At 73.7% G+C, this 21345-nt stretch carries 21 protein-coding genes; 11 read left to right on the forward strand and 10 right to left on the reverse strand.

The genetic code is table 11. The features are described from left to right. Position 1 precedes the first annotated feature (1 nt). Genes AC4H2H_RS02675 through AC4H2H_RS02695 form a run of 5 tightly spaced genes read left to right on the forward strand, consistent with a single transcriptional unit; the run spans position 2 to position 5201 of the window. The gene (locus AC4H2H_RS02675; RefSeq protein WP_494369264.1) at positions 2 to 997 is read left to right on the forward strand and encodes a carbohydrate ABC transporter permease; all 996 of its coding nucleotides are present in this window, start codon (positions 2 to 4) and stop codon (positions 995 to 997) included. Beyond that, positions 994 to 1953: a carbohydrate ABC transporter permease gene (locus AC4H2H_RS02680; RefSeq protein ID WP_494369265.1), complete on the forward strand. Its 960-nt coding sequence runs from the start codon at positions 994 to 996 to the stop codon at positions 1951 to 1953. Before AC4H2H_RS02675 ends, AC4H2H_RS02680 begins: the two co-directional genes overlap by 4 nt. 59 nt (positions 1954 to 2012) lie before the next feature. Then, positions 2013 to 3206, forward strand: coding sequence for a zinc-dependent alcohol dehydrogenase (locus AC4H2H_RS02685; protein WP_494369266.1), 1194 nt, complete (start codon positions 2013 to 2015; stop codon positions 3204 to 3206). Further along, complete coding sequence (locus AC4H2H_RS02690; protein ID WP_494369267.1) at positions 3197 to 4801, forward strand: phytoene desaturase family protein; 1605 nt, start codon at positions 3197 to 3199, stop codon at positions 4799 to 4801. The genes AC4H2H_RS02685 and AC4H2H_RS02690 overlap by 10 nt, the downstream gene beginning before the upstream one ends. A gap of 46 nt (positions 4802 to 4847) precedes the next feature. Continuing rightward, the gene (locus tag AC4H2H_RS02695) at positions 4848 to 5201 is read left to right on the forward strand and encodes an iron chaperone (protein WP_494369268.1); all 354 of its coding nucleotides are present in this window, start codon (positions 4848 to 4850) and stop codon (positions 5199 to 5201) included. A 16-nt stretch (positions 5202 to 5217) separates the two neighbouring features. On the opposite strand, the gene AC4H2H_RS02700 is transcribed toward AC4H2H_RS02695, so the two are convergent. Both AC4H2H_RS02700 and AC4H2H_RS02705 read right to left on the reverse strand, forming a co-directional pair. After that, complete coding sequence (locus tag AC4H2H_RS02700; protein ID WP_494369269.1) at positions 5218 to 5661, reverse strand: SRPBCC family protein; 444 nt, start codon at positions 5659 to 5661, stop codon at positions 5218 to 5220. A 124-nt stretch (positions 5662 to 5785) separates the two neighbouring features. Further along, the gene (locus AC4H2H_RS02705; protein ID WP_494369270.1) at positions 5786 to 6220 is read right to left on the reverse strand and encodes a DUF6098 family protein; all 435 of its coding nucleotides are present in this window, start codon (positions 6218 to 6220) and stop codon (positions 5786 to 5788) included. 200 nt (positions 6221 to 6420) lie between these two features. Between AC4H2H_RS02705 and AC4H2H_RS02710 the strand changes: the two genes are divergently transcribed. Further along, a complete protein-coding gene (locus tag AC4H2H_RS02710) occupies positions 6421 to 6606 on the forward strand; it encodes a hypothetical protein (RefSeq protein ID WP_494369271.1) in 186 nt (61 codons plus the stop codon). Positions 6607 to 6687: 81 nt separating this feature from the next. Here AC4H2H_RS02710 and AC4H2H_RS02715 read toward each other — a convergent pair whose 3' ends face one another. Continuing rightward, positions 6688 to 8049 carry a cytochrome P450 gene (locus AC4H2H_RS02715; protein WP_494369272.1) on the reverse strand — a complete coding sequence of 454 codons (1362 nt, stop codon included), beginning with the start codon at positions 8047 to 8049 and terminating at the stop codon, positions 6688 to 6690. Positions 8050 to 8104: 55 nt separating this feature from the next. Then, the gene (locus AC4H2H_RS02720) at positions 8105 to 8986 is read right to left on the reverse strand and encodes a manganese catalase (protein WP_494369273.1); all 882 of its coding nucleotides are present in this window, start codon (positions 8984 to 8986) and stop codon (positions 8105 to 8107) included. A gap of 217 nt (positions 8987 to 9203) precedes the next feature. On the opposite strand from AC4H2H_RS02720, the gene AC4H2H_RS02725 reads away from it, so the two are divergent. Next, on the forward strand, positions 9204 to 9806 hold the full coding sequence (locus tag AC4H2H_RS02725; protein ID WP_494369274.1) for a DUF2231 domain-containing protein: 603 nt from the start codon (positions 9204 to 9206) through the stop codon (positions 9804 to 9806). Then, on the forward strand, positions 9803 to 10654 hold the full coding sequence (locus AC4H2H_RS02730) for an SDR family NAD(P)-dependent oxidoreductase (RefSeq protein WP_494369275.1): 852 nt from the start codon (positions 9803 to 9805) through the stop codon (positions 10652 to 10654). Before AC4H2H_RS02725 ends, AC4H2H_RS02730 begins: the two co-directional genes overlap by 4 nt. Here the strand turns inward: AC4H2H_RS02730 and AC4H2H_RS02735 are convergent. The 4 genes from AC4H2H_RS02735 to AC4H2H_RS02750 all read right to left on the reverse strand — a co-directional run bounded on the left by AC4H2H_RS02735 (position 10576) and on the right by AC4H2H_RS02750 (position 13403). Continuing rightward, a complete protein-coding gene (locus AC4H2H_RS02735) occupies positions 10576 to 10872 on the reverse strand; it encodes a CDGSH iron-sulfur domain-containing protein (protein ID WP_494369276.1) in 297 nt (98 codons plus the stop codon). The two genes, AC4H2H_RS02730 and AC4H2H_RS02735, sit on opposite strands and share 79 nt — an antisense overlap. Further along, positions 10869 to 11870: a glycosyltransferase family 2 protein gene (locus AC4H2H_RS02740; RefSeq protein WP_494369277.1), complete on the reverse strand. Its 1002-nt coding sequence runs from the start codon at positions 11868 to 11870 to the stop codon at positions 10869 to 10871. Before AC4H2H_RS02740 ends, AC4H2H_RS02735 begins: the two co-directional genes overlap by 4 nt. Beyond that, positions 11863 to 13029, reverse strand: a complete 1167-nt coding sequence (locus tag AC4H2H_RS02745) for an iron-containing redox enzyme family protein (protein WP_494369278.1) — start codon at positions 13027 to 13029, stop codon at positions 11863 to 11865. Before AC4H2H_RS02745 ends, AC4H2H_RS02740 begins: the two co-directional genes overlap by 8 nt. A 128-nt stretch (positions 13030 to 13157) precedes the next feature. Continuing rightward, entirely contained in the window at positions 13158 to 13403 is a 246-nt protein-coding gene (locus tag AC4H2H_RS02750; protein ID WP_494369279.1) for an acyl carrier protein, read from the reverse strand. 320 nt (positions 13404 to 13723) lie between these two features. Between AC4H2H_RS02750 and AC4H2H_RS02755 the strand changes: the two genes are divergently transcribed. From AC4H2H_RS02755 to AC4H2H_RS02765, 3 genes are read left to right on the forward strand one after another with little or no spacing between them, the layout of a single operon-like run. After that, positions 13724 to 14611 carry a hypothetical protein gene (locus tag AC4H2H_RS02755; protein WP_494369280.1) on the forward strand — a complete coding sequence of 296 codons (888 nt, stop codon included), beginning with the start codon at positions 13724 to 13726 and terminating at the stop codon, positions 14609 to 14611. Beyond that, positions 14595 to 15092 carry a phage holin family protein gene (locus AC4H2H_RS02760; protein ID WP_494369281.1) on the forward strand — a complete coding sequence of 166 codons (498 nt, stop codon included), beginning with the start codon at positions 14595 to 14597 and terminating at the stop codon, positions 15090 to 15092. Before AC4H2H_RS02755 ends, AC4H2H_RS02760 begins: the two co-directional genes overlap by 17 nt. Beyond that, positions 15089 to 15712 carry a DUF3618 domain-containing protein gene (locus AC4H2H_RS02765; RefSeq protein WP_494369282.1) on the forward strand — a complete coding sequence of 208 codons (624 nt, stop codon included), beginning with the start codon at positions 15089 to 15091 and terminating at the stop codon, positions 15710 to 15712. Before AC4H2H_RS02760 ends, AC4H2H_RS02765 begins: the two co-directional genes overlap by 4 nt. Before the next feature lie 147 nt (positions 15713 to 15859). Here the strand turns inward: AC4H2H_RS02765 and AC4H2H_RS02770 are convergent, their stop codons facing one another. Both AC4H2H_RS02770 and AC4H2H_RS02775 read right to left on the reverse strand, forming a co-directional pair. Next, positions 15860 to 19630, reverse strand: a complete 3771-nt coding sequence (locus tag AC4H2H_RS02770) for a PQQ-dependent sugar dehydrogenase (protein WP_494369283.1) — start codon at positions 19628 to 19630, stop codon at positions 15860 to 15862. A 301-nt stretch (positions 19631 to 19931) separates the two neighbouring features. Then, on the reverse strand, positions 19932 to 21284 hold the full coding sequence (locus AC4H2H_RS02775) for an aldehyde dehydrogenase family protein (protein WP_494369284.1): 1353 nt from the start codon (positions 21282 to 21284) through the stop codon (positions 19932 to 19934). Positions 21285 to 21345: the final 61 nt, after the last annotated feature.

Here is a 21345-nt window from a genome sequence, read left to right on the forward strand (position 1 = left end):
CGTGGCGGCCGCCGACGTCGCCCCCGCCCCGCCCGGTCCACCCGCCGCGCGACGGGACGCACCACCGGGACCGGACGAGCGTCGTCGACCACGGCTGACCCCGAGCGCACGGCGCGAGCGCAACGCCGCGCTGCGGTTCATCAGCCCGTGGATCATCGGGTTCGTCGTGTTCACGGCCTGGCCGATCGTCTACAGCGCGTACCTGTCCTTCACCGACTACGACGTCATCAACGACCCGACGTTCGTCGGCCTCGAGAACTACCGGGAGATGACGCAGGACCCCAAGGTCGCTCTCTCGCTGTGGAACACGCTCGTGTACACGGTCGTGCAGGTGCCGCTCTACACGGTCGTCGCGCTCGCGCTCGCCCTGCTGCTCAACCAGGCAGGGCGTTCGGCCGGGTTCTTCCGCACCGCGTTCTTCATCCCCAAGATGACCCCGCCGGTGGCCGTGGGCGTGCTGCTGCTGCTCCTGTTCAACGGGCAGTACGGGATCGTCAACGAGGTGCTGTCGTGGTTCGGCATCCAGGGTCCGTCGTGGACCACCGACCAGGACTGGATCAAGCCCGGGCTCGTGCTGATCAGCCTGTGGACCGTGGGCGCGGCGGTGATCATCCTGCTCGCCGCGCTGCGCAACGTCCCGAACGACCTGTACGACGCCGCCCGGGTGGACGGCGCGGGGTTCTGGCGCCGGACGCGCGCCGTGACGGTCCCCATGATCAGCGGCGCGATCTTCTTCGTCGTCGTGGTCAACACGATCGCCGGGTTCCAGATGTTCACCGAGGCGTACTCGGCCTACTTCGGGGCGGGCAACTCCACCTACAGCAACGACGCCGCCCTGTTCTACGTCATCTACCTCTTCCAGGAGGGGTTCCAGGAGCTCCACATGGGGTACGCCTCGGCGCTCGCGTGGCTGCTGTTCGTGGTCATCATGCTCGTGACGCTCGTCCAGCTCGTCGTGTCACGGCGCCTCGTCTACTACGAGGGGGAACAGCGATGACCACGGCCCCGTCCTTCCCCCGCCCCGCGGTGAGCGGGCTCGGCGCGGCTCCCGACCCGGCGTCGGGCACGCCCGACGCGGTCGGCCCTCCCCCGCCCCCGGGCCGGTCCTCGACGGGCCGCAGCCCGCGTCGGCGGGTCGCGCGCCTCGTCGTGCTCGTGGCGCTCGTCCTCGCGACGGTCGCGTTCGTCTACCCGCTGCTGTGGCTCCTGTCGGCGTCGTTCAAGCCGCGAGCCGAGGTGTTCGACAACCGGCTGATCCCGCGCACGTTCACGCTCGACAACTACGTGACCGTATGGCAGGAGGCGCCGCTCGCCCTCTGGCTCGGGAACACCGTCGTCGTCACGGTGCTCGCCGCAGGCCTCGTGACGCTCTCGAGCGCGCTGGTGGCCTGGGGGTTCGCCTACTTCCGCTTCCGCGGCCGGGGCCCGCTGTTCGGGCTCGTGCTCGCGACGATGATGCTGCCCGGCGCGGTGACGATGATCCCGACGTTCCTCATCTGGAACCAGCTGGGCTTCGTCGGCACGAACGTTCCCCTGTGGGCGGGGAACCTGTTCGGCAGCGCGTTCTACATCTTCCTGCTGCGCCAGTTCTTCCTCGGGCTGCCGCGCGAGCCGTTCGAGGCGGCCCGGCTCGACGGCGCGAACAACTGGCAGATGTTCTGGCGCATCGCCGTGCCGCTGTGCCGACCGGCGCTCGTCCTCACGTTCCTCTTCGAGGCCCAGGCCTCGTGGACCGACCTCATGCGACCCCTCATCTACCTGCAGGACTCGTCCACCTTCACGATCCCCCGCGGCCTCAAGGCGCTCATCGACCAGTTCGGCCCGGGCGGCGAGTCGCAGTGGGAGATCGTCGTGACCGCCTCGGTCATCACGACCCTCCCCATGATCCTGCTCTTCTTCCTCGGCCAGCGGCACTTCGTCGAAGGCGTCGCCACGACGGGGAGCAAGGGCTGACCCGGGGCGCCTGCGACGCACCGACGCCACGGACCACCACACGGAAGGACGGCAGCACCATGCGAGCACTGACCTGGCAGGGACGCGAGAAGGTGAGCGTCGAGGACGTGGCCGACCCGCGGCTCGAGCAGCCGACCGACGCGATCGTCCGCGTCACGTCGACCGCGATCTGCGGCTCCGACCTGCACCTGTACGGGGTGCTCGGCATGTACCTGGACGCGGGCGACGTGCTCGGGCACGAGGCGATGGGGGTGGTCGAGGAGGTGGGTGCCGAGGCGGGCGACCTGAAGATCGGCGACCGCGTCGTCGTGCCCTTCAACATCGCCTGCGGGCGTTGCTGGATGTGCGAGCGCGGACTGCAGACCCAGTGCGAGACGACGCAGGTGCGGGCGCAGGACAAGGGCGCCGCGCTCTTCGGGTACACCAAGCTCTACGGCCAGGTCCCGGGCGGGCAGGCGCAGTACCTGCGCGTCCCGCAGGCCCAGTACGGGCCCCTGGTCGTGCCCGACGACGGCACCCCGGACGAGCAGTACCTCTATCTCTCCGACGTGCTGCCCACGTCCTGGCAGGCCGTCGAGTACGCCGACGTCCCCGAGGGCGGGAGCGTCGTCGTGCTGGGCCTCGGCCCGATCGGGCAGATGACCGCCCGCGTCGCGCTGCACCGCGGCGCCGGGCTGGTGGTCGCCGTCGACCCGGTCCCGGAGCGGCGCGCGATGGCGGACCGCCACGGGGTGCGCACGATCGACCCGGGCGCGGTGGGCGACCTCGCGTCGGCCGTGCGCGACCTCACCGGCGGGCGCGGCCCGGACTCGGTGATCGACGCCGTCGGGATGGAGGCGCACGGCTCCCCCGTCGCCGAGGCGACGCAGAAGGTGGTGGGGATGCTGCCCGACGCCGTGGCCGCTCCGCTCACCGAGCGCGCCGGGACGGACCGGCTGGCCGCGCTGCTCACGGCGTTCGACCTGGTGCGCCGCGGCGGCACCGTGTCGCTCTCGGGCGTCTACGGCGGGGCGAAGGACCCCCTGCCGATGATGCAGCTGTTCGACAAGCAGGTGACGGTGCGCATGGGGCAGGCGAACGTCCGCCGCTGGACCGACACCCTGTTGCCGCTCGTCCAGGACCCGACCGACCCCCTCGGGGTGCTCGACCTGCGCACGCACCGCGTCCCGCTCGAGCAGGCGCCCGACGCGTACCGCACGTTCCAGCGCAAGGAGGACGGCTGCATCAAGGTCGTGCTCGACCCGTGGGCCTGACGACGGTCGACGCCGTCGTCGTGGGGGCCGGGCCGAACGGCCTCGTCGCCGCGAACGCGCTCGTCGACGCGGGGTGGGACGTGCTCGTCCTGGAGGCGCAGGAGACGTACGGCGGGGCCGTCCGGTCGGCCGAGGTCGCGGCGCCCGGCTTCTCCACGGACCTGTTCAGCGCGTTCTACCCGCTCGCGGCCGGGTCGCCCGTGATCCGGGGCCTGCACCTCGAGGACCACGGCCTGTCCTGGTCGCGCGCGCCGTCCGTGCTCGCGCACGTGCTCGACGACGGACGCGCGGCCGTCCTGCACGCGCGGCCCGAGGACACCGCGGCCGGGCTCGAGGACTTCGGCGCCGGGGACGGGGACGCGTGGCTCGAGCTCGTCGCAGGGTGGGACCGCGTGCGCGACCCGCTCCTCGACGCGCTCTTCAGCCCGCTCCCCGCCGCCGGCCCGGTGCTGCGCGTCCTACGCAGCCTGGGAGCCGCGGGCGCGCTCGACCTCGCGCGCCTCGCGGTGCTGCCCGTGCGTCGGCTTGCCGACGAGTCGTTCCGCGGAGAGGGGGGAGGTCTGCTGCTCACGGGCAACGCGATGCACGCCGACGTCCCGCCCGACGCGGCCGGTAGCGGGGTGTTCGGCTGGCTGCTCGCGATGCTGGGCCAGGACGTGGGCTTCCCCGTCCCGACGGGCGGCGCCAGGCGGCTCCCGGACGCGCTCGTCGCCCGGCTGCGCGCCCGCGGGGGTGACGTCGTCACCGGCGCGCGCGTGGACCAGGTGCACGTGGTGCGGGGCCGTGCCGTCGGGGTGAGCACCGCGCAGGGCCACCACGTGCGGGCGCGCCGCGCCGTGCTCGCCGACGTCAGCGCGCCCGCGCTGTACCGCGACCTCGTCGGGACCGACCACCTGCCGCCGCGGATGGTCCGCGACCTCGACCGGTTCCAGTGGGACCACCCGACGGTCAAGGTGAGCTGGGCGCTCGACCGGCCGATCCCCTGGACGGCGCCCGGCGCGCACGGCGCGGGCACCGTCCACCTCGGCGTCGACCGTGCGGGCTTCGTGGACGTCGCGGCCGCGCTCTCGAAGGGCGACGTGCCCGACCGGCCGTTCCTCGTGCTGGGGCAGATGACGACGTCCGACGCGTCGCGCTCCCCCGCAGGCACCGAGTCTGCCTGGGCCTACACGCACGTGCCGCACGGCACGCGGTGGACGGACGACGTCGTGACCGAGGAGGTGCGGCGCATGGAGGCAACCGTGGAGCGCGTCGCGCCCGGGTTCGGCGACACCGTGGTGGGCCGGTTCGTCCAGACCCCTGCGGACCTCGAGTCCGCCGACGCGAACCTCGCCGGGGGGGCGATCAACGGCGGGACGTCGGCAGTGCACCAGGAGCTGTTCTTCCGCCCGACGCCCGGGCTCGGTCGGCCCGAGACACCGATCGACGGTCTCTACCTCGCGAGCGCGTCGGCGCACCCGGGCGGCGGCGTGCACGGCGCGTGCGGGTGGAACGCAGCGCGTGCGGCGCTCGGTGCCGCCGGGCCGAGCAGGGCGCTGCGCCGCGCGCTCGTGCGCACCGCGTGGGCGCGGCTCCTGCGCGACCCGGCCGGGTGAGCGAGGATCATTGTCGACCACGAGGACACAGGAGCGAAGGACCGTCATGACGATCGCCGACCACGACGCCTACATCGCCGCGGCGCCCGAGCCCTTCCAGCCCGCACTGCGACGGCTGCGCACGCTGCTGGCCCGCACGCTCCCGGAGGCGGACGAGATCGTCGCCTACGACATGCCGGGGTTCAGCATCGGCGGCACGGTCGTCGCGAGCTATGCGGCGTTCAGCAGGCAGTGCGGGCTGTACCTCCGTCCGGGCGCCGTCGCCGAGCACGCCGAGGAGATCGCGGCGGCCGGTCTCAAGGCGACCAAGACCGGCATCACCTTCTCGCCGCGCAGGCCGATCCCGGACGACCTCGTCGAACGGCTCGCCCGGGCGTCGCGGGAGGACGCCGGGGTCTGACGGCTCCCGGCGCGCCCTACGGGGCTTGGCGCTCCGCGAGGAACGCGAGCCGGCGGAGCGTCTCGACGTTCCGTGGGCCGATGACGGCGCTGCGCACGGGCCGCGGCACCAGCGTCCCGGGACCCTTCTCGGCGTCCTCGGTGATCCGCACCGTGCAGCCGCCCCCCGTGACCGCCGGAGCCACCTCGATCCGCACCCGCGCCTCCCCGGCGGGCCAGCCCCTCGCCTGCAGGTCGATGCCGCGGACGGGATCCCAGTCCCGGACAACGGTCTCGTCGTCGAGCAGCGCAGGCCACAGACCGACCGAGTGCAAGATCCTCGAGCCGGGAGCCGGCCACGCCGGGTCGACGGCGCGGATGCGCGCCGTCCCCACCACCCAGGTCGAGTAGGACCAGCCGTCCGCGAGCACACCCAGCACTGCGTCCGGGGAGCATCGCACGGCGCGCGTGACGGAGACCATGACCCGAAGGTAGTCGCGAGCCCGGCACTGGCAACTCCTCACGAGGAACCGCCGAGTACGCGCGTGCGCGGACGCGGTGAGCAGTGCCGCCCGACCACGGCGACGCGCTGGGACCGACGCGCGCTCAGGTCCCGTCGTCGCCCGCGTCGAAGGCCTCTCGGTAGAGGCGACCCGCCTCGTCGACGACCGCAGGATCGATGGACGCGGCGGGCGAGACGTCGACGAGGAGCGGCTCGCAGTCCGGGCCGCGTCCTGCGAGCTCGCCGGTGAGCAGCCACGGGAAGCGGTCCGGCGTCATGAGGTGGGCGTACTGGCAGAGCTGGCGCGCGACCCAGTGCTCCACGGGCCGGTCCCACCACGGCTCGGGGTTCATCGGGTTGACGCTCAGACCGGGCAGGAGGCAACCGCTCTCGTGGTCCCGGCTCACCTGCGTGCGGTCCCGGTCCGGTCCCCCGCTGAACCGGACGTAGAGAGGCCGCACGACCGCGACGAGCTCGGTCACCTCGGCGAGGCTCCGCAGGCCGGGAAGTCCGTCGAGGGTGCTCGTGTCGTCGGGCATGGGACCTCCTGGTCAGCGTCGCTGCACGCCGGTCGGGCCCCTTCTCGACTCTCCATGACGGCGTCCGTCCCCGCCAGGCTACGAGGGCTCGGGGACGCCGGCATCCCAGGCCTGCGAGCGCCGCGCGACCGTGCGACGGTGGCAGGACCACGCCGACGCAGCGCGGCCCGAGCCCGGCACGAGCGCACCGAGGAGGCCACATGAGCGAGACCGACGAGCGCGGCTACGACCCCGCCGAGGACCCCGACGCCGACCCGCGATCCCTGAACCCCCGGGAGGGGAGCGAGGCGCAGGGGTCGACGACGGACTCCGGCGACACCGACGCCGAACCGGCGAACGTCAACCCGCGCAGTGGCGAGCAGGCGTCCGGGGACGGCGACGCCTGACCCTGCACGAGCCGCCAGGCCCGGGTGGGAGCACCACCCGGGCCTCGCGGCGTCCGCGCCCTCACGGCGGCGTCCGCGCCCTCACGCCGCAGCGGTCGCGTCCTCCTCGCGCCGCACGTCGGTCCTCAGCCCGAAGCGCAGGCCGAGATGGTCCATGGTGGGCGGGAGCGGGTCGTCGGCGAGGTAGCGCCCCCGGCCGACGGCGAGGTCGAGGCCCGCGAGCCGCGCGAGCGTGTGCGAGGCGAGGAGCAGCACGAGGTTGCGGCCCGGGCACGACACGGGGCCGCCGCTGAACGGGACGAGGCCCCAGTCGGCGTCGGCCCGGCCGTCGAGCCAGGCCTCCGGCGTGAACGCGTCGGCGAACTCCAGCCGTTCCGCATCCCGGTGGAAGTACGCGCTCAGCACGACGAACCCCGTGCCGGCAGGAAGGACCCGAGCGCCCCACCGGACGGGCTCGGTCGCGTCGCGCAGGATCGCGAGCGTCGTCGGCCACAGCCGGACGGACTCGAGCACGCACCCGCGTGCGTAGGGCAGCACGGCCGACCCACGCCCGGAGATCGCGCGCCCATCGAGGAGCTCGGTGAGGAGGCGGTCGCGCATTGCCGGGCGGGCAGACGCCACGGCGAGCGCCCGGAACGTCGCGGCGCCCGCGGCGTCGAACGCGAAGAGCCAGTGCGGGATCTGCCCGCGCACGGCGTCCGCGCCGCCCGCGTCGCGGCCCCGCGCGGCGAGCGTCCCCGGCTCGGCGACGGCCACGTGCTCGGCGATCCGGCGCTCGAGCGCCGCCCGCAGCCACGGGCGGCGCGGCCGGAACCACGACCAGTTCCCGTCGCGCCGCAGGGCGTCCAGCATCGCGACGAGTCGCTCGTCGTCCCGCGCCGAGCGCCCGAGGACGTCGGTCCGCACGAGACGCCACCACGCGGCGGCGAACGTTTCCCAGTCGAGGCGACCGGACGCCGCCACCGCGGCGGTGAGCCCACCCACCTCGCGCTCGAGGACCGCGACGAACGCCTGGCCGTCCGCGTGCACGGGCTCGCTCATGTCGAGCACCGCCTCGTTGAACGGTCGGCGCACGACACGCTGGTCGGACGACGAGACGAGGACGCCGTCGGGCTGGAAGTGGGCGAGAGCACCGCGCTTCTCCCACGACGCCGGGGTGAAGGGCTCCGGCGAGCCCACGAGGATCCGCTCCACGTGCTCCGGCCGGACGGCCAGGACGAGCTGTCGGCCGCCGACCTGCACCACGAGCGGCGCGCCGTCGTACCGGTCGCGCAGCCCGTCCAGGAGCTCGCGGGCGGTGCGGTCCACCTGTCGTCGTTCTGCCCAGGCGGTGACGCGGGGTCGTCGGACGATCGCGCCCTGGGCGACGAGCGGACCGAGCACGTCCCGCAGGACGCGCCCGGTCTCGCCCGCCGTCAGGTCGACCGGGGTGCTCGCCGTCATGCGGCCGGGTGCGCAGCGGCGCGCGGGACGGACGCGGCGGTCATGTCGGTCCTCCTCAGTCCTTGTGCAGGGCGTCCTTGACGGCGCCCTTGGCCTTGTCGAGCGTCGAGGGCTTGCCCGTGGTGCCGTGGAAGCGCTCGTCCGGCTGCGTGGGCGGGGGCATGGGGACACCGGCGGGCGGCTCGGCGACGTACGTGAACTCGCCCTTGCCGTCCGGCGTCGGGCCGCTCGCCCAGCGACCCTCCGACGCGTGCTCGCCGTCGGAGAAGTTGATGTACTGGTACGACACGCTGCGGTCCTCCTTCGAGAGCGGGAACGTGCTCGGCACGGGCAGCTCCTCGACGCCCTCGTCCCGCAGCTCCTGCGCCGCGGCGAGCCACTGGTTCTGGTGCATCGTGTCGCGGGCGAGGAGGAAGGAGAGCAGGTCGCGCACGCCCGCGTCATCGGTCATGTGGTAGAGCCGGGCGACCTGGAGCCGCCCCTGCATCTCGGCGTTGGCGTTCGCCGTGAAGTCGGCGAGCAGGTTGCCGCTCGCGGTGATGTAGCCCGCCGACCACGGGTTGCCGTTCGAGTCGACCGGGCGCGCGCCCGCCCCGGCGACGATCGCCTGCTGCGGGTCGGTGCCGCCGACGATCGCGGCCACGGTCGGGTCGTCCTGGACCGCGCCCTCGACGAGGCCGACCGGCGCCTTCTCGAGGAGCTGCGCGATCATCGTGGCGAGCATCTCGACGTGCCCGAACTCCTCGGCGCCGATGCCGTAGAGCAGGTCGCGGTACTTGCCGGGGATGTGGGCGTTCCACGACTGGAAGCCGTACTGCATCGCCACGGTGATCTCGCCGTACTGGCCGCCCAGCACCTCCTGGAGCTTGCGGGCGTACACGGCGTCCGGGCGGTCGGGCTTGGCCTGGTGCTGGAGCTCTTGACGGTGGAAGAACATGTTCTCTCCCTCGGGAGTTCGCCCTCCGGCGGCGTGCGCGGAGGACCACGGCACGCGCCTCGTTCTCGACGCGTCGAGCGTGACCCCAGACTCGGGCGGCGCCCGCCCGGTCGCATCTGGAGAGCCACCCCGGCGTCTCGTGGCGAGCCACCCCGAACCTGCCTACGGTCGTCCTGCGGCTTCGAGCAACGGGAGCGGCCACGAACGAGGAGCGCCCATGACCGACACCCGACACCGTCCCGGCACCGACGACACCGACGCCCCCGTCCTCCTGCGGTTCGCGCGCGGGCTCGAGGGCTCGACGGCGCTCGACGACCTCTCGAGCGCCGTCCGGGGCGTCGCGCTCGCCGTCGTCCCGTCGCACGGCCGGCTCCGCGAGGAGCTGCACGGGCGCTCGCTCGGCCACGCCCTGCACGCGACGCTCACGGACGTCCCCGTCGGCCTCTGGACGAGCGCCGCCGTGCTCGACCTCGTCGGCGGGGAGCGCAGCGCGCCCGCGGCGCAGCGGCTCGTGGGGCTCGGCGTCCTCGCGGTCCCGCCGACGGCGTTGACCGGGCTCGCGGACTACCTCGACGTCGACCGGCGTGCCCGGCGTGTCGGGGCGGTCCACGCGGCGCTCAACTCGGGGGTCGCGGCGCTCTACGGGGCCTCCTGGCTCCTGCGTCGAAACGGGCGGCGACGCTCCGGCATCGCCGTGTCGATGCTGGGCTACACCGTCGCGGGTGCCAGCGCCTACCTCGGAGGCCACCTGGCGCAGGCGCTGCGCGAGCCGCCGGCCGAGGTGGCGCTCGGCGACGACGACGCCCCGGACGTCCTGTGACCCGGCCCGGGCGTCCCCCGGCGGATCGGTCGGCGGCCCTCGTCACGGGTGCCACGAGCGGCATAGGACGCGCGCTCGCCACCGAGCTCGCGCGGCGCGGGCACGACGTCCTCGTCGTGGCGGACCGCGGCGTCGACGACGTCGTGCACGAGCTGGCGGCCGACGGCGGGGCGCACGAAGGGCTCACGGCCGACCTCGCGACGCCTCGGGGCGTCGAGGCGACCGCCCGCCGGGCACGGGACCTGGGGGTGACGACCGTCGCCCTCAACGCGGGTGTCGGTGTCCACGGCGCCCTGACCCGCACGCCGCTGCAGGACCAGCTCCGGCTCGTCGACCTCGACGTACGCTCGGTGGTGCACCTGGCCCACCTCCTCCTGCCGGACCTGCTGGCCGAGGGTCGGGGCCGCGTGCTCGTCACGTCCTCGGTCGCCGGCGAGATGCCCGCCCCCCACTTCGCGACGTACGCCGCGTCCAAGGCGTTCCTGCGCTCGTTCGCGTGGTCGCTGCGCGGCGAGCTCGCCGGCACCGGGGTGACCGTGACGGCGCTGCTCCCCGGCCCGACCCGCACGCCGTTCTTCCGAGAGGCTGGGATGGAGCGCACGCACGTCGGCCGCCTGCCCAAGCCGAGCGCCCGAACCGTCGCGCGGCACACGGTCGACGCCCTCGAGGCAGGACGTCCCGAGGTCGTGACGGGCATCGCGGGCAAGGCCATGCTCGCGATCGCGCGTGTGCTGCCCCAGCCCGCGCGCGCCGCGTTCCACGGGTGGTTCTACGCGCCGGTCCCGGACTCGCTGGCCGTGCCGCGCCCGGCACCACCGGCCTCGAGCGCCTCCTCGCCGCTGCGGTAACCGTTCACCTTGTGCGTGCCGTCGCACCACGGCGGGATCGCCGTGCCGCCGCACCGGCACAGCGCGACCGTGGCCCGGTAGCGCTCGATCTCGCGGCCCGCGTCGTCGACGAGGCGCGCCGGCCCGCGCACGAGCAACGGTCCGTCCGGGCACGCCGTGACGGTGACCTCGTCGCCGCGCGTCTCCCGGGGCGGGACCGTGCTTTCCGGGCCGGTCACCGGGCGTCTCCCCCGCACGCACGACGCAGCTCCCGCGTCGAGTGCGCGGCGCGCCGCAGGCGCGTGCCGCCGTACGGCACGCCGCCGCGCAACCGCCATCCCAGCGCGACCCACACGCACAGCGCGCGCTCCACGACCCACACCGGCGCCCAGATGGCCGCGGTCGTCGGGAACACCGCAGCTCCCCCGGCCCGGCGACGCCCGGCCTCGGCGAGCCCGACCACGGCGAGCAGCAGCGCGGCGACCGCGCCGCCCCACGCCGCCCGCGCCGGGCCGCGCGCCCGGGCCACCCCCACCAGGCACGAGAGCAGCACGGGCGCGAGCGTGAGCTCGACGGCGAGCCGCGCCGGCTGCGCGAAGGAGTCGTAGGCCTGGCGCACGCGCTGCTCGACGAACCGGTGCACGTCCGGCGGCCGCCGCGGGACGACGAGATCGGTGCGGTGGAGCACGGACCCGCCGCGCGCCGGGACCGTCCGCTCGAGCTCGAGGTTCTCGAACAGCACCCGCGGGTCGTAGCCCGCGGGGCCCAGGGCGTCCCGCCGCAGCACCACCGTGCCCGCGTAGTCGTGGCCGAGCGCGCGGTTCACGAGCGTGCGCGCCGTGTCCCAGCGGGCGTGCCAGGGCGCCGGGTCGAGCACGTTCTGCGGGACGACGGCGTCCGCGTCGTCGAGCGCGGCGAGCGCCCGTCCGAGGGTCGGGACGTCCCACCGCACGTCGTCGTCGGCGATCACAACACGGCGCTCGGTGGTGGCGGCGAGCGCCGCGAGCACCCCGACGACCTTGCCGTTGTGCCCCGGTGGCGGCGGGGTGACACGCACCGTCCGCGCGACGTCTCCCCACGCCTCGACGTGCCGGGCCGCGACGGGTTCTGGGGAGCCGTCGGCGACGACGACGGCGAGGTGGGCGGAGAGGGCGCACAGGTAGGAGGCGAGCTCGGGCGTGCCCCGCTCGTCGACCCGCTCGCGTCGCAGGGGCAGCACGTACACGACGTCATCCACGCGGCTGCTCGAGCTCCTCGAGGTCCCGCGACGCGCCGGATGCCTGGTCGCCGGCGGAACCGAGCGGGACCCGCAGCGCGGACTCTCCCCGCTGCCAGCGCTCGAGCGCGTACGCGGCGACGTCCCCCTCGACCGCGAGGCATGCGGCGGCGCCCATGAGGACGTCGTCGCGCAGCGCGGGCTCTTGCTCGACGAGGCGACCGGCGAGGTCGCGTGCGGCGATCTGCTCGTGGACGGCGTCGGCCTCGACGTGCTCGTCGAAGTACCACGTGGTGCCCTCGTCGTGGCCGAGCCGGCGGAACCCGTTGCCGTAGAGCCGGCTCGGGACGGACGACGTCATCTCGAAGGCCGCGAGATGGCCGACGATCGCGCCGCGCAGGCGTCGGTGGAGCCCGAACAGGGACATCGTGTTGAGGGCGGCGAGCACGACCGCGGGCACGGCGTCGACGTAGCGGCCGTACGTGTCGTCGAGCCCGACCCCGCGCATGGACCGGGCGAACAGCTCGGCGTGCATCCGTCCGGGGCGCCCGCCACCGTACTCGTCCGCCTGGATCTCCACGAGCGCCGCCTTGGGGGCTCCCGCGAGCCGCGGGACGGCCCACGTGTGCGGGTCGGCCTCCTTGAGCTGGTACAGGGACTTGAGCACGAGCAGCTCGCGCGCCTGCTCCGCGTCGGCCCGCTTGGCGACGTAGCGGGAGAGGCTCGGGCCGTCGTCGGCCGCGGCGAGGTCGAAGAGCCGCCGGGCGACACCGGCCGCATCGGTCTCGTGGCACACCGGCCGTCCCGCGCGCTCGCGCACCGCGGCCTCGAACGGGCGCTCGAGCAGGGCACGGACGGCCAGCAGCGAGGGCTCCCACTCCCAGTCGTCGCCGACGCCCTCGATACCGCGGTAGTGCAGCTCGTAGAGCAGCGTGAGCGCGAGCTGGAGGTCCTCGTCCCGCAGGAGGGCCGCACCCTGCGTGCGGGGCGCGGTCGCCGCTGCCTCGCGGACGGGCCGCACGCGCTCGTCGGCGTCCCCCGCCGTTGGCCCGGACGTGAGCGTCGCGACGAGGGCGGCGCTCACGGGACCGCGCGGCGTGGGCAGCGGGAGACGGCCCGAGACCGGGGGTACCCCGTCGTCGGGGAGGCGTCGCTCGGCGGGCACGGCGGTGGACGTCATCGGCACTCCTGGGACTCGCGCTGCACGGCGCCCCTGCTGGACGCCACCGCCATGCTCGCCAGGGACCGCCCGACTCGCGAGCCGACCGGCTCGCGAGCCGAGCCGCTGCGAGGCGCGGCCCGTGCGCCTCAGCCCTGCGGGGACGTCGCCGACGTGCCGTGCTGCGTGAGCTCCGCGAGGAAGCGGTGGCACTGCTGCGCACGCTCGGAGTCCTCCGCCATGACCTTCTCGAAGAACGTGGCGATCTCCTCCTTGCCCGCGTTGCGGGCGTCGCGGACGTACTGGCCGTAGTCGTGCCCGGCCTTGAGCGAGTGGTACTGCACCGAGATGAGGTCGAACGTGACGTCGTCGAACCCGGTCTCTCCTGTGGCCATGATCTGCTCCTCCGACGCACCGCCGTCGGTGCGTGGTCGTGTGCCGAGGCGCCCCCGGCGCGTGCGACGGCCACCTGCTGGACCACGTCCACCGTCGCAAGCCCCGCGCCGCTCGCAACCCGGAACCGCGCGATGGCCGGCCGTTCGGCTCACGTCGAGCGCCCGCACGTTCGTCGGGTTGTGAGTGGGAGCGAGCGCCCTACGGTGAGGATCAGGTCCAGCAAGAGGCCGTCACCGGTGGCGCACGGCCCCGTTGCGGTCCGTGCTCCGCCGTCAGTGCCAGCGCCCCGTCACGGGCGGGCCGGCGACAGGAGTCCACCATGAGCGACACGCAGGTTCCCTACGGCACCGGACCGGGTTCGCCCGGGTCCACGACGCCGGACGACGGCGGGGGCACGTCGGGCAAGCACACGACCGGGGTCAAGGACCGGGTCGGCGACGCGGCGTCGCACGCGGGCGACGCGGGCCGTGAGGTCGCGGGCGACGCGAAGGAGAAGGCGCGCGACGTCGCGCACGAGGCGAAGGACCAGGCACGCGGTCTGGTCGACCAGGCTCGGGGCGGCCTGAGCTCGCAGGCCGGGACGCAGCAGCAGCGCCTGGCCGAGGGCCTGCGCCACCTGGGCGACGAGCTCAAGCAGATGGCAGGCGGCACGCAGGACCCGGGCTACGCGAGCGACCTGGTGCAGCGCGCCGGTGACGCCACCGGACAGGTGGCGCAGTGGTTCGAGGACCGGGAGCCCGCGTCCGTGCTGCGAGAGGTCGAGGACTTCGCGCGCCGCCGCCCCGGCATGTTCATCGCGATCGCAGCCGGTGCCGGACTGATCGTCGGCCGCCTCCTGCGCGGTGCGAAGGACGCAGGATCCGACAGCGACTCCGGCGGTACCGCCTCGACGGACCACAGCACCGCGGGCTACGGGACCACGGGCTACGAGTCCGCGGGCTACACCACCACCGGGGGCGTCGGGACCGGCTATCCGGCCGGTACCGGCGCGGCCGCCGGCGTCACGGGGTCGACGGGCGGCGTGGCGAGCGGGGACCCGCTCGCCGGGCGGACGGGCGCCTACACCGCGGACGACCCGCTCGCGGACGACGCCGGCACGGCGTACTCCACGGGTCGCACGACGCCGCCGTCCTTCCCGCCGCCCGCCACCTCCGGCGGCACGGGTTCGAGCACCCTCGGGGGTGAGGCCGATGTCGAGCGCACCTGACCCGTTCGCCGCGGCGAACACGTCGCGGCACTCCGCCACGACCCGGCCGGACCTCGGCACGGGCGCGGTGCCGGGCGGGGACCCGGTCCGTCCGCCCGAGCAGCAGAGCGTCGGCGATCTCGTCGCCGAGGTGAGCCGCGACCTGTCCACGCTGATGCGGCAGGAGGTGGAGCTCGCCAAGGCCGAGGCCAAGCAGTCGGCGCAGCGTGCCGGGAAGGGCGCCGGCATGCTCGCCGGGGCGGGCGTCGCCGGACACTTCGTCCTGCTGTTCCTGTCCATCGCCCTGTGGTGGGCGCTCGGCGCCGTCATGGGGCGTGGCTGGTCGGCGCTCGTCGTCGCGGTCCTGTGGGCCGTGATCGCGGCGGTGCTCGCCGCGGTCGGCCGCAAGCAGCTGAAGACCGTCGAGGGCATGCCCGAGACGGCCGACACGATCAAGAAGATCCCGAATGCCGTCCGAGGACACGAGGAGAAGAACTCATGAGCACGAGCGATCCCGAGGAGATCCGCGCCGACATCGAGCGCACGCGGACCGAGCTCAGCCGCGACGTCGACGCGCTCGGCGACAAGGTGAGCCCCAGCAACGTGGCGCGGCGCCAGGTGGACCGTGTGAAGTCGGGCGTCGGCTCCGTGAAGGACCGGGTCATGGGCAGCGCCCACGACACGGCGGGCTCCGCGCGCGACACGACGCACGACCTGACCGACCGGGGCCGCGACGCGGCGTCGTCGGTCGCGGACTCGGCCCGGGGTGCCGCGTCGTCGGTCGCCGACACCGCGCGCTCCGCGCCCCGCGCGGTCAAGGAGCAGACGCAGGGCAACCCGCTCGCCGTGGGCCTCGTGGCCTTCGGCCTCGGCCTCGTCGTCGCGTCGCTCGTCCCGGCGAGCCGCACGGAGCAGCGCGCCGCCGGGGCCGTGAAGGAGAAGGCCGCACCGCTCGTCGACGACGTGAAGGCGACCGCCACCGAAGTGGTCGAGGACCTCAAGGAGCCGGCGAAGGAGAGCGCCCAGGCTGTCGCCGACTCCGCCAAGGGCGCCGCGCAGTCCGTCGGGCAGCACGGCAAGGAGGCTGCGGGCGACGTCCGCGACCAGGTCAAGGAGGGCTGAGGCCCGACCGCACGAGGGCCCGGGTAGCGTGGGAACGTCACCCGGGCCCTCGCCTGCGTCGGCCTCGTCTGCGTCGCCCTCGACTGCGTCGGCACCGGGTGAGGCGGCGTCGGACGTCCGCCTCACCCGGTGCGTGTCAGGAGTGCGTCAGCCGCACGACAGGGCGTCGTACTCGGCCGTGACCGTGGCCGTCCCCCCTTCGGCATCCGTCGCGGAGACGCTGGTCGCGCCGGCTTCGAGAGCGTCGGCCCGCGCGTTGAACGACTGGTAGGCGTTGCTGCCCGGTGCCACGTCCTCGAACGTCCTGCTGCCGAAGGGCGTCTCGATCGTGATCGTGAGCGGGACGTCCTCGTCGTTCAGCGCCCGCACCGCGAGGTAGGCGTTGCCGGCGAGGCAGCGCGGCTGCGCCGTCACCGTGACCGTCGGTCCGCTCCCGCCGGCCGGGAGGCCGGTGAGGTACTCGAACCCGGTCGTCGCGAAGTCCTCGCCGTCCGGGGCCACGTCGTACTCCAGCACGTAGTACGCGACGCCGGCCTCCTGCGCGGCGGCGAGGATCTCCTGCAGCGGCACGTCGCCGTCACCGAGGTTGGTGAACGTCGGACGACCGCCGGCGTTGAGACCGGTGGCGTCCTTGACGTGCAGCAGCGCGATCCGGTCGCCGTACTCCTCGATGAGCGCCGGGACGTCGACACCCGCGTGCGCCGCCCACGCCACGTCGAGCTGGAACGTCACGTACTCGGGGTTCGTCTCGCGGACCAGGATCTCCCAGGCCGAGAGGGTCTCCCCCTCGTGCTCGTACGTCGTCCGGAACTCGCCGTCGTGGTTGTGACCGAAGAACTTCTCCAGCCCCGCCTCCACGGTCCGCTCACCGAGCCGGTTCATCGCCTCGGCAGTGGCCAGCGTGTTCTCGTAGGTGCCGATCCCCGGTGCGGGGAAGCCACCCGAGCCCACGTACTCCTGGCCCAGCGTCGTGACGAAGTCCAGCGTGTCGTCGAACGTGCCCTCGTCCACGTCGTAGTGGGACGACTTCACGCTCAGACCGTACGAGTCGACCAGCGCACGGAACTCCTCGGCCGTGTAGCCCTCGAAGTTCCCGCCGAACGGCTCGATGTTCTCGAACCCGATCTCCGAGAGCCGCTCGAGCACGGCCGGGAGGCCGACTTCGTCGACCCACGGGATGAGCGAGAACATCTGGATCGAGACCTGGTCCACCGGGACGGTGACCGGCTCGACCGGGCCGTCGCCGACGGCGAAGGTGAGCTGGTCGACGTCGACGCCGCCGGTGCTCGTGACCACGATCGAACCCGAGCCCTCCGGCACGCTGGTGAGCGTCTGGGCGACGTCCTGCCAGTTTGCGTCGGTGAACTCGAAGTCGGCGAGCGGCTCGGTAGCCTCGGCGCCCTCGGCCGTCCAGCCGAGGGAGAGCGTGCCCTCGCCCCTGCCGCGGACGGTGATGTCGGTGACGGCGTCACCGGTCGGGGCGTGCTGCAGGGCGATCGGGAAGTAGCTGAACGAGTCGCCCTCGTCGAGCGAGGTCACGTAGGACCCCGCCTCGGCACCTGCGTCGTCCACGACCTCGATGCCCTCGGCCGCGTCGTACCACTCGGCCTGCTGCACCGACGGCTTGAGGATGTGCGTGGCCTCCCCGCGCGTGGCGGGAACCTCGCCCTGCGCCTGGTCGGTGTACGTCACGACGAGGGTGCCGAAGATCTTCTCGCCCTCGCCGTGCTCGACCGCGTCCGCACTCGTCTGGATGGTGAACCCGCACCCGGCCTCGGTGTCCGCCGCCCGTCCGCTCACCTCGGGGTGCGCGTGGGTGTTGTGCCCGAGCCCGAACGTGTACTGGATGTCGCGGCACACCGGGTCGTTGCCGTCCTCGGCGTCCTCCACCGAGACGGTGTACGGGACGGCGTCGCCCCAGTCGAAGATGGCGCCGTCCGGCTGGTCGAGCGTGATCACCGGAGCGGTGTTGCCGACGGTGATCTGCTGGATCGCGAGGCCGAAGTTGCCCTCGGGGTCGGTGACGCGCAGCTGCACGTTGAACTGACCAAGGTCGGCGAACGTGTGCGTGACCGTCACGCCGTCGGCGTCGTACTCACCGTCGGAGTCGAAGTCCCACTCGTAGACGAGCTCGTCGCTCGGGGTCTCGGCGTCGGTGGTCTCCGAGGCGTCGAACGTGACCTCGAGCGGCGCGGTGCTGCCCGAGACCGGGTCGGCGGAGATGAACGCCCGCGGGGTCTTGTTGTCCGACCCGTAGGTGATCTTGTACAGGCCCGCGTCGGCGTTCTGACGGAAGAAGCCGTCGCCGTACTCGAGCACGTAGAGGGCGCCGTCAGGACCGAACTCCATGTCCATGACGTTGTCCCAGATCGGCTGGTCGACCGTCTCGAGGTGGTCGTTGGGCAGGAAGTCCTCGACCTGGGTGACGACACCGTCGGAGGAGAGCTCGTCCAGCGTGAACGCCGCCACGTAGTCCTGCGAGAACTCCGCCATGAGCGGGTGGCCGTCCCAGTACTCCGGGAACTTGACGTCCGACTCGAGGGCCTCGTCGTAGCGGTAGATCGGGCCGCCCATCGGGGCCTGACCGCCACCGCCCCACTCCGTCAACGGGTCGAGCAGCTCCGGCTGGTCGCCGGGGTTGTCGCCGTAGTAGACCTGCGGTGCGGTGACCGGCGGGACCTGGTCGAGGCCCGTGTTCCACGTCGAGCTGTTCTCGGGTCCGGCCTCGCAGTCGAAGAACTGCGCCCCGGGCGTCCCGGTCGCGAAGTCCCACTCGTTGTAGGCCGCGTTCGGGCCGTGGCAGTACGGCCAACCGCCGTTCATGGGCTCGGTCGTGAGCTGCCACTCGACGTAGCCCATCGGGCCGCGGTCGGGCTGCGCGGCGCCGGCGTCCGGGCCGTAGTCGGCCCAGACCAGAGCGCCCGACTCGAGGTCGTAGTCGATCCGGAACGGGTTGCGCAGACCCATCACGTAGATCTCCTCGCGCACCAGGTCCGGCTGCTCTGCGCCGTCGAAGAGGTTGCCCGCGGGGATCGTGTACGTGCTGTCCGGCCCCACCTCGGTGTCGGCCGCGAGGTCCTCGATCGGGTCGATCCGCAGGATCTTGCCGCGCAGGTCGTTGGTGCTGCCGGCGCCGCGACGGGAGTCGAAGCCGGGGTTCATGCCGGGCGCGTTGTTGATCGGCGTGTAGCCGTTGGCGCCCGGGGTGCTGGCGGGGGTGTTGTCACCCGTCGAGAGGTACAGGTTGCCCTCGGCGTCCCACGCCATGTCCGCACCCACGTGGCAGCACTGGCCGCGCTGGGCGTCGACCTTGATGATCTCGCGCTCGCTGGCGAGGTCGAGCGTGCCGGCCTCCGGGTCGAAGGTGAACCGGGAGAGCTGGTTGTAGCCCAGCCACTGGTCCCAGTAGCTCTCGTCCTCGCCCGCGGGCAGCGAGTTGGGCGCGCTGCCCTGGGGGGTGGTCTCGGGGTACTCGACCCCGCCGGGCGACGTGCCCTCCATGACGCGGGGCGCGTAGACCAGGTAGACCCAGTTGTTCTCCTCGAAGTTCGGGTCGAGGGAGATGCCCTGCAGCCCGTCCTCGGAGTTCGCGTAGACGTCGAGCTCTGCGATCTGGGTGGTCCGCCCCGTCGTGGAGTCGGTGAGCCGCACGACGCCGTCGCGCGCGGTGTGCAGGATCCGCGAGTCGGGCAGCACGGCCAGGTCGATCGGCTCGCCCGTGTTCTTGCTGAGCAGGATCTTCTCGTAGCTGTTCCAGTCCTGGGCCTCCGCCGCCGCGGGCGGAGGGTCGACGACGTCGTCGCCGTGTCCGGGGTGAGCACTCGCCCCGCCGATGGTCAGTGGCACGAGTACCGCAGCGGACAGTGCCGCGGCAGCACCTCGGGTCAGCCGGCGGCGGCCCGTGGATGGTCTGTGCACAACGTCCTCCTTGACGCATATCGAGGAACCAGGAGCCCCCGTTCGGCAGCGCAGCGCCGGCACGCGATACCGCTCACTCGACGATCACCACCGATCGGTCGACCCCGGATGGGCTGCGGGCCCCGGTGACGAGGCCCTCGTGCGGCGAACGGCACCGTCGCCGGGCGTCGCACTGTTCCGACCATACGGTCGCCTTTCGGCGATGCCAAGTCATAAGTCGATTCCATCTTGCGACCATTGCTATGACGCTCGATCTGAAGTGGCGGGTCCCGAACGTGAGCGTCGCGCTCGGCGCCGCCGTTCACGTCGTCGCCAGCCCTTCGAGGTGGATCACCTTGCGGACGGTCATCTCGTCCAGCAGGTCAGGGCCGTATCCCGCTCCCCCGCCGCTGCCCCGTCGCGGGTCGGCCGACCCGCCGGGGGCGCCGCCGAACACCGCGTTGACCTTGACCGTCCCCACGTCGAGCACGTCCGCCGCGCGCAGCGCGTGGTCGAGCGACGGCGTGAGGACGGTCGCCGCGAGCCCGTAGGCCGACGCCGACGCACGGCGCAGCCCTTCGTCGAAGTCCGCGACGCGCACGACCGGGGCGACGGGCCCGAACGTCTCCTGGGTCAGCAGGTCCACGTCGTCCGGGCACCGGTCGAGCACGGTGGGCGCGTAGAACGACCCGGTCCGGTCGAGGCGTCGACCGCCCGTCACCACCGCGGCGCCCGCGACCACGGCACCGCGGACGTGCTCGTCGACGACGGCGAGCTGGTCCTCGTCGACGAGCGGGCCCATCGTCGTGGCGTCGTCGGCCGGGTCGCCCACGACGAGCTCCTCGGCGAGGCGCGCGAGCTCCGCGACGACGGCGTCCGCGACCTCCTCGACCACGTACGCGCGCTCCACCGCGGTGCAGAGCTGGCCGCCGTTGGTGAACGCGCCGGTCGCGATCTGCTGCGCGGCGAACGCCGGGTCCACGCCCGCGTCCACGACGAGCGGGTCCTTGCCGCCGTTCTCGAGCAGCGCCTTCGCGCCCCGCGCGCCCGCGACCGCCGCGATCCGGCGCCCGGCCGCCGTCGAGCCGACGTGCGCGACCAGGGCGACGTCGTCGTGCGCGACGAGGGCCTCACCGGTCGAGCCGTCGCCGCTCACGACGCGCAGCACGTCCGGCGGCAGCGCACCGGCGACGAGCTCCGCGAGGCGCACGCCGGGCGCGTCGCTGCGCTCCGACGGCTTGTGCACGACGACGTTGCCCGTGACGAGCGCCGCGGCGATCAGCCCGGCCGCGGCCGGGTAGGGGTCGTTCCAGGGCGTGACGACCGCGACGACGCCCCGCGGCTCGCGGCGCACGACGTCGAGCGCCGCCGGGTCGCCGGCCAGGACGCGCCCGGCACGGCCGAGCCCCGCGACCGCGGCCTCCTCGAGCAGCTCGGCGGCGACCTCCGCCGACGCGCGCGCCTCCCGCTCGAGCCTCCCCGTGGTGGTGCGCAGGAGCGCGCCGAGCTCGTCGGTGGCGTCGCGCACCACCCGCGCGGCGGCGCGCAGCGCGGCCGCGCGGTCCGACGGCGAGGTGGAGCGCCACGCCGGCCAGGCCGCCGCGGCGGCACGCACGGTGGCGTCGACCTCCGCGTCGTCGGTCTGGCGGGTCGTGGGGGCGGTGGACGTGGTCATGCGGACCTCCCGGGAATCACACGAAGAGATCTACCCATAGGTGCGGCGTCGGCGTGCGAGA

Source organism: Cellulosimicrobium sp. BMG9.22 (genome assembly GCF_059159975.1).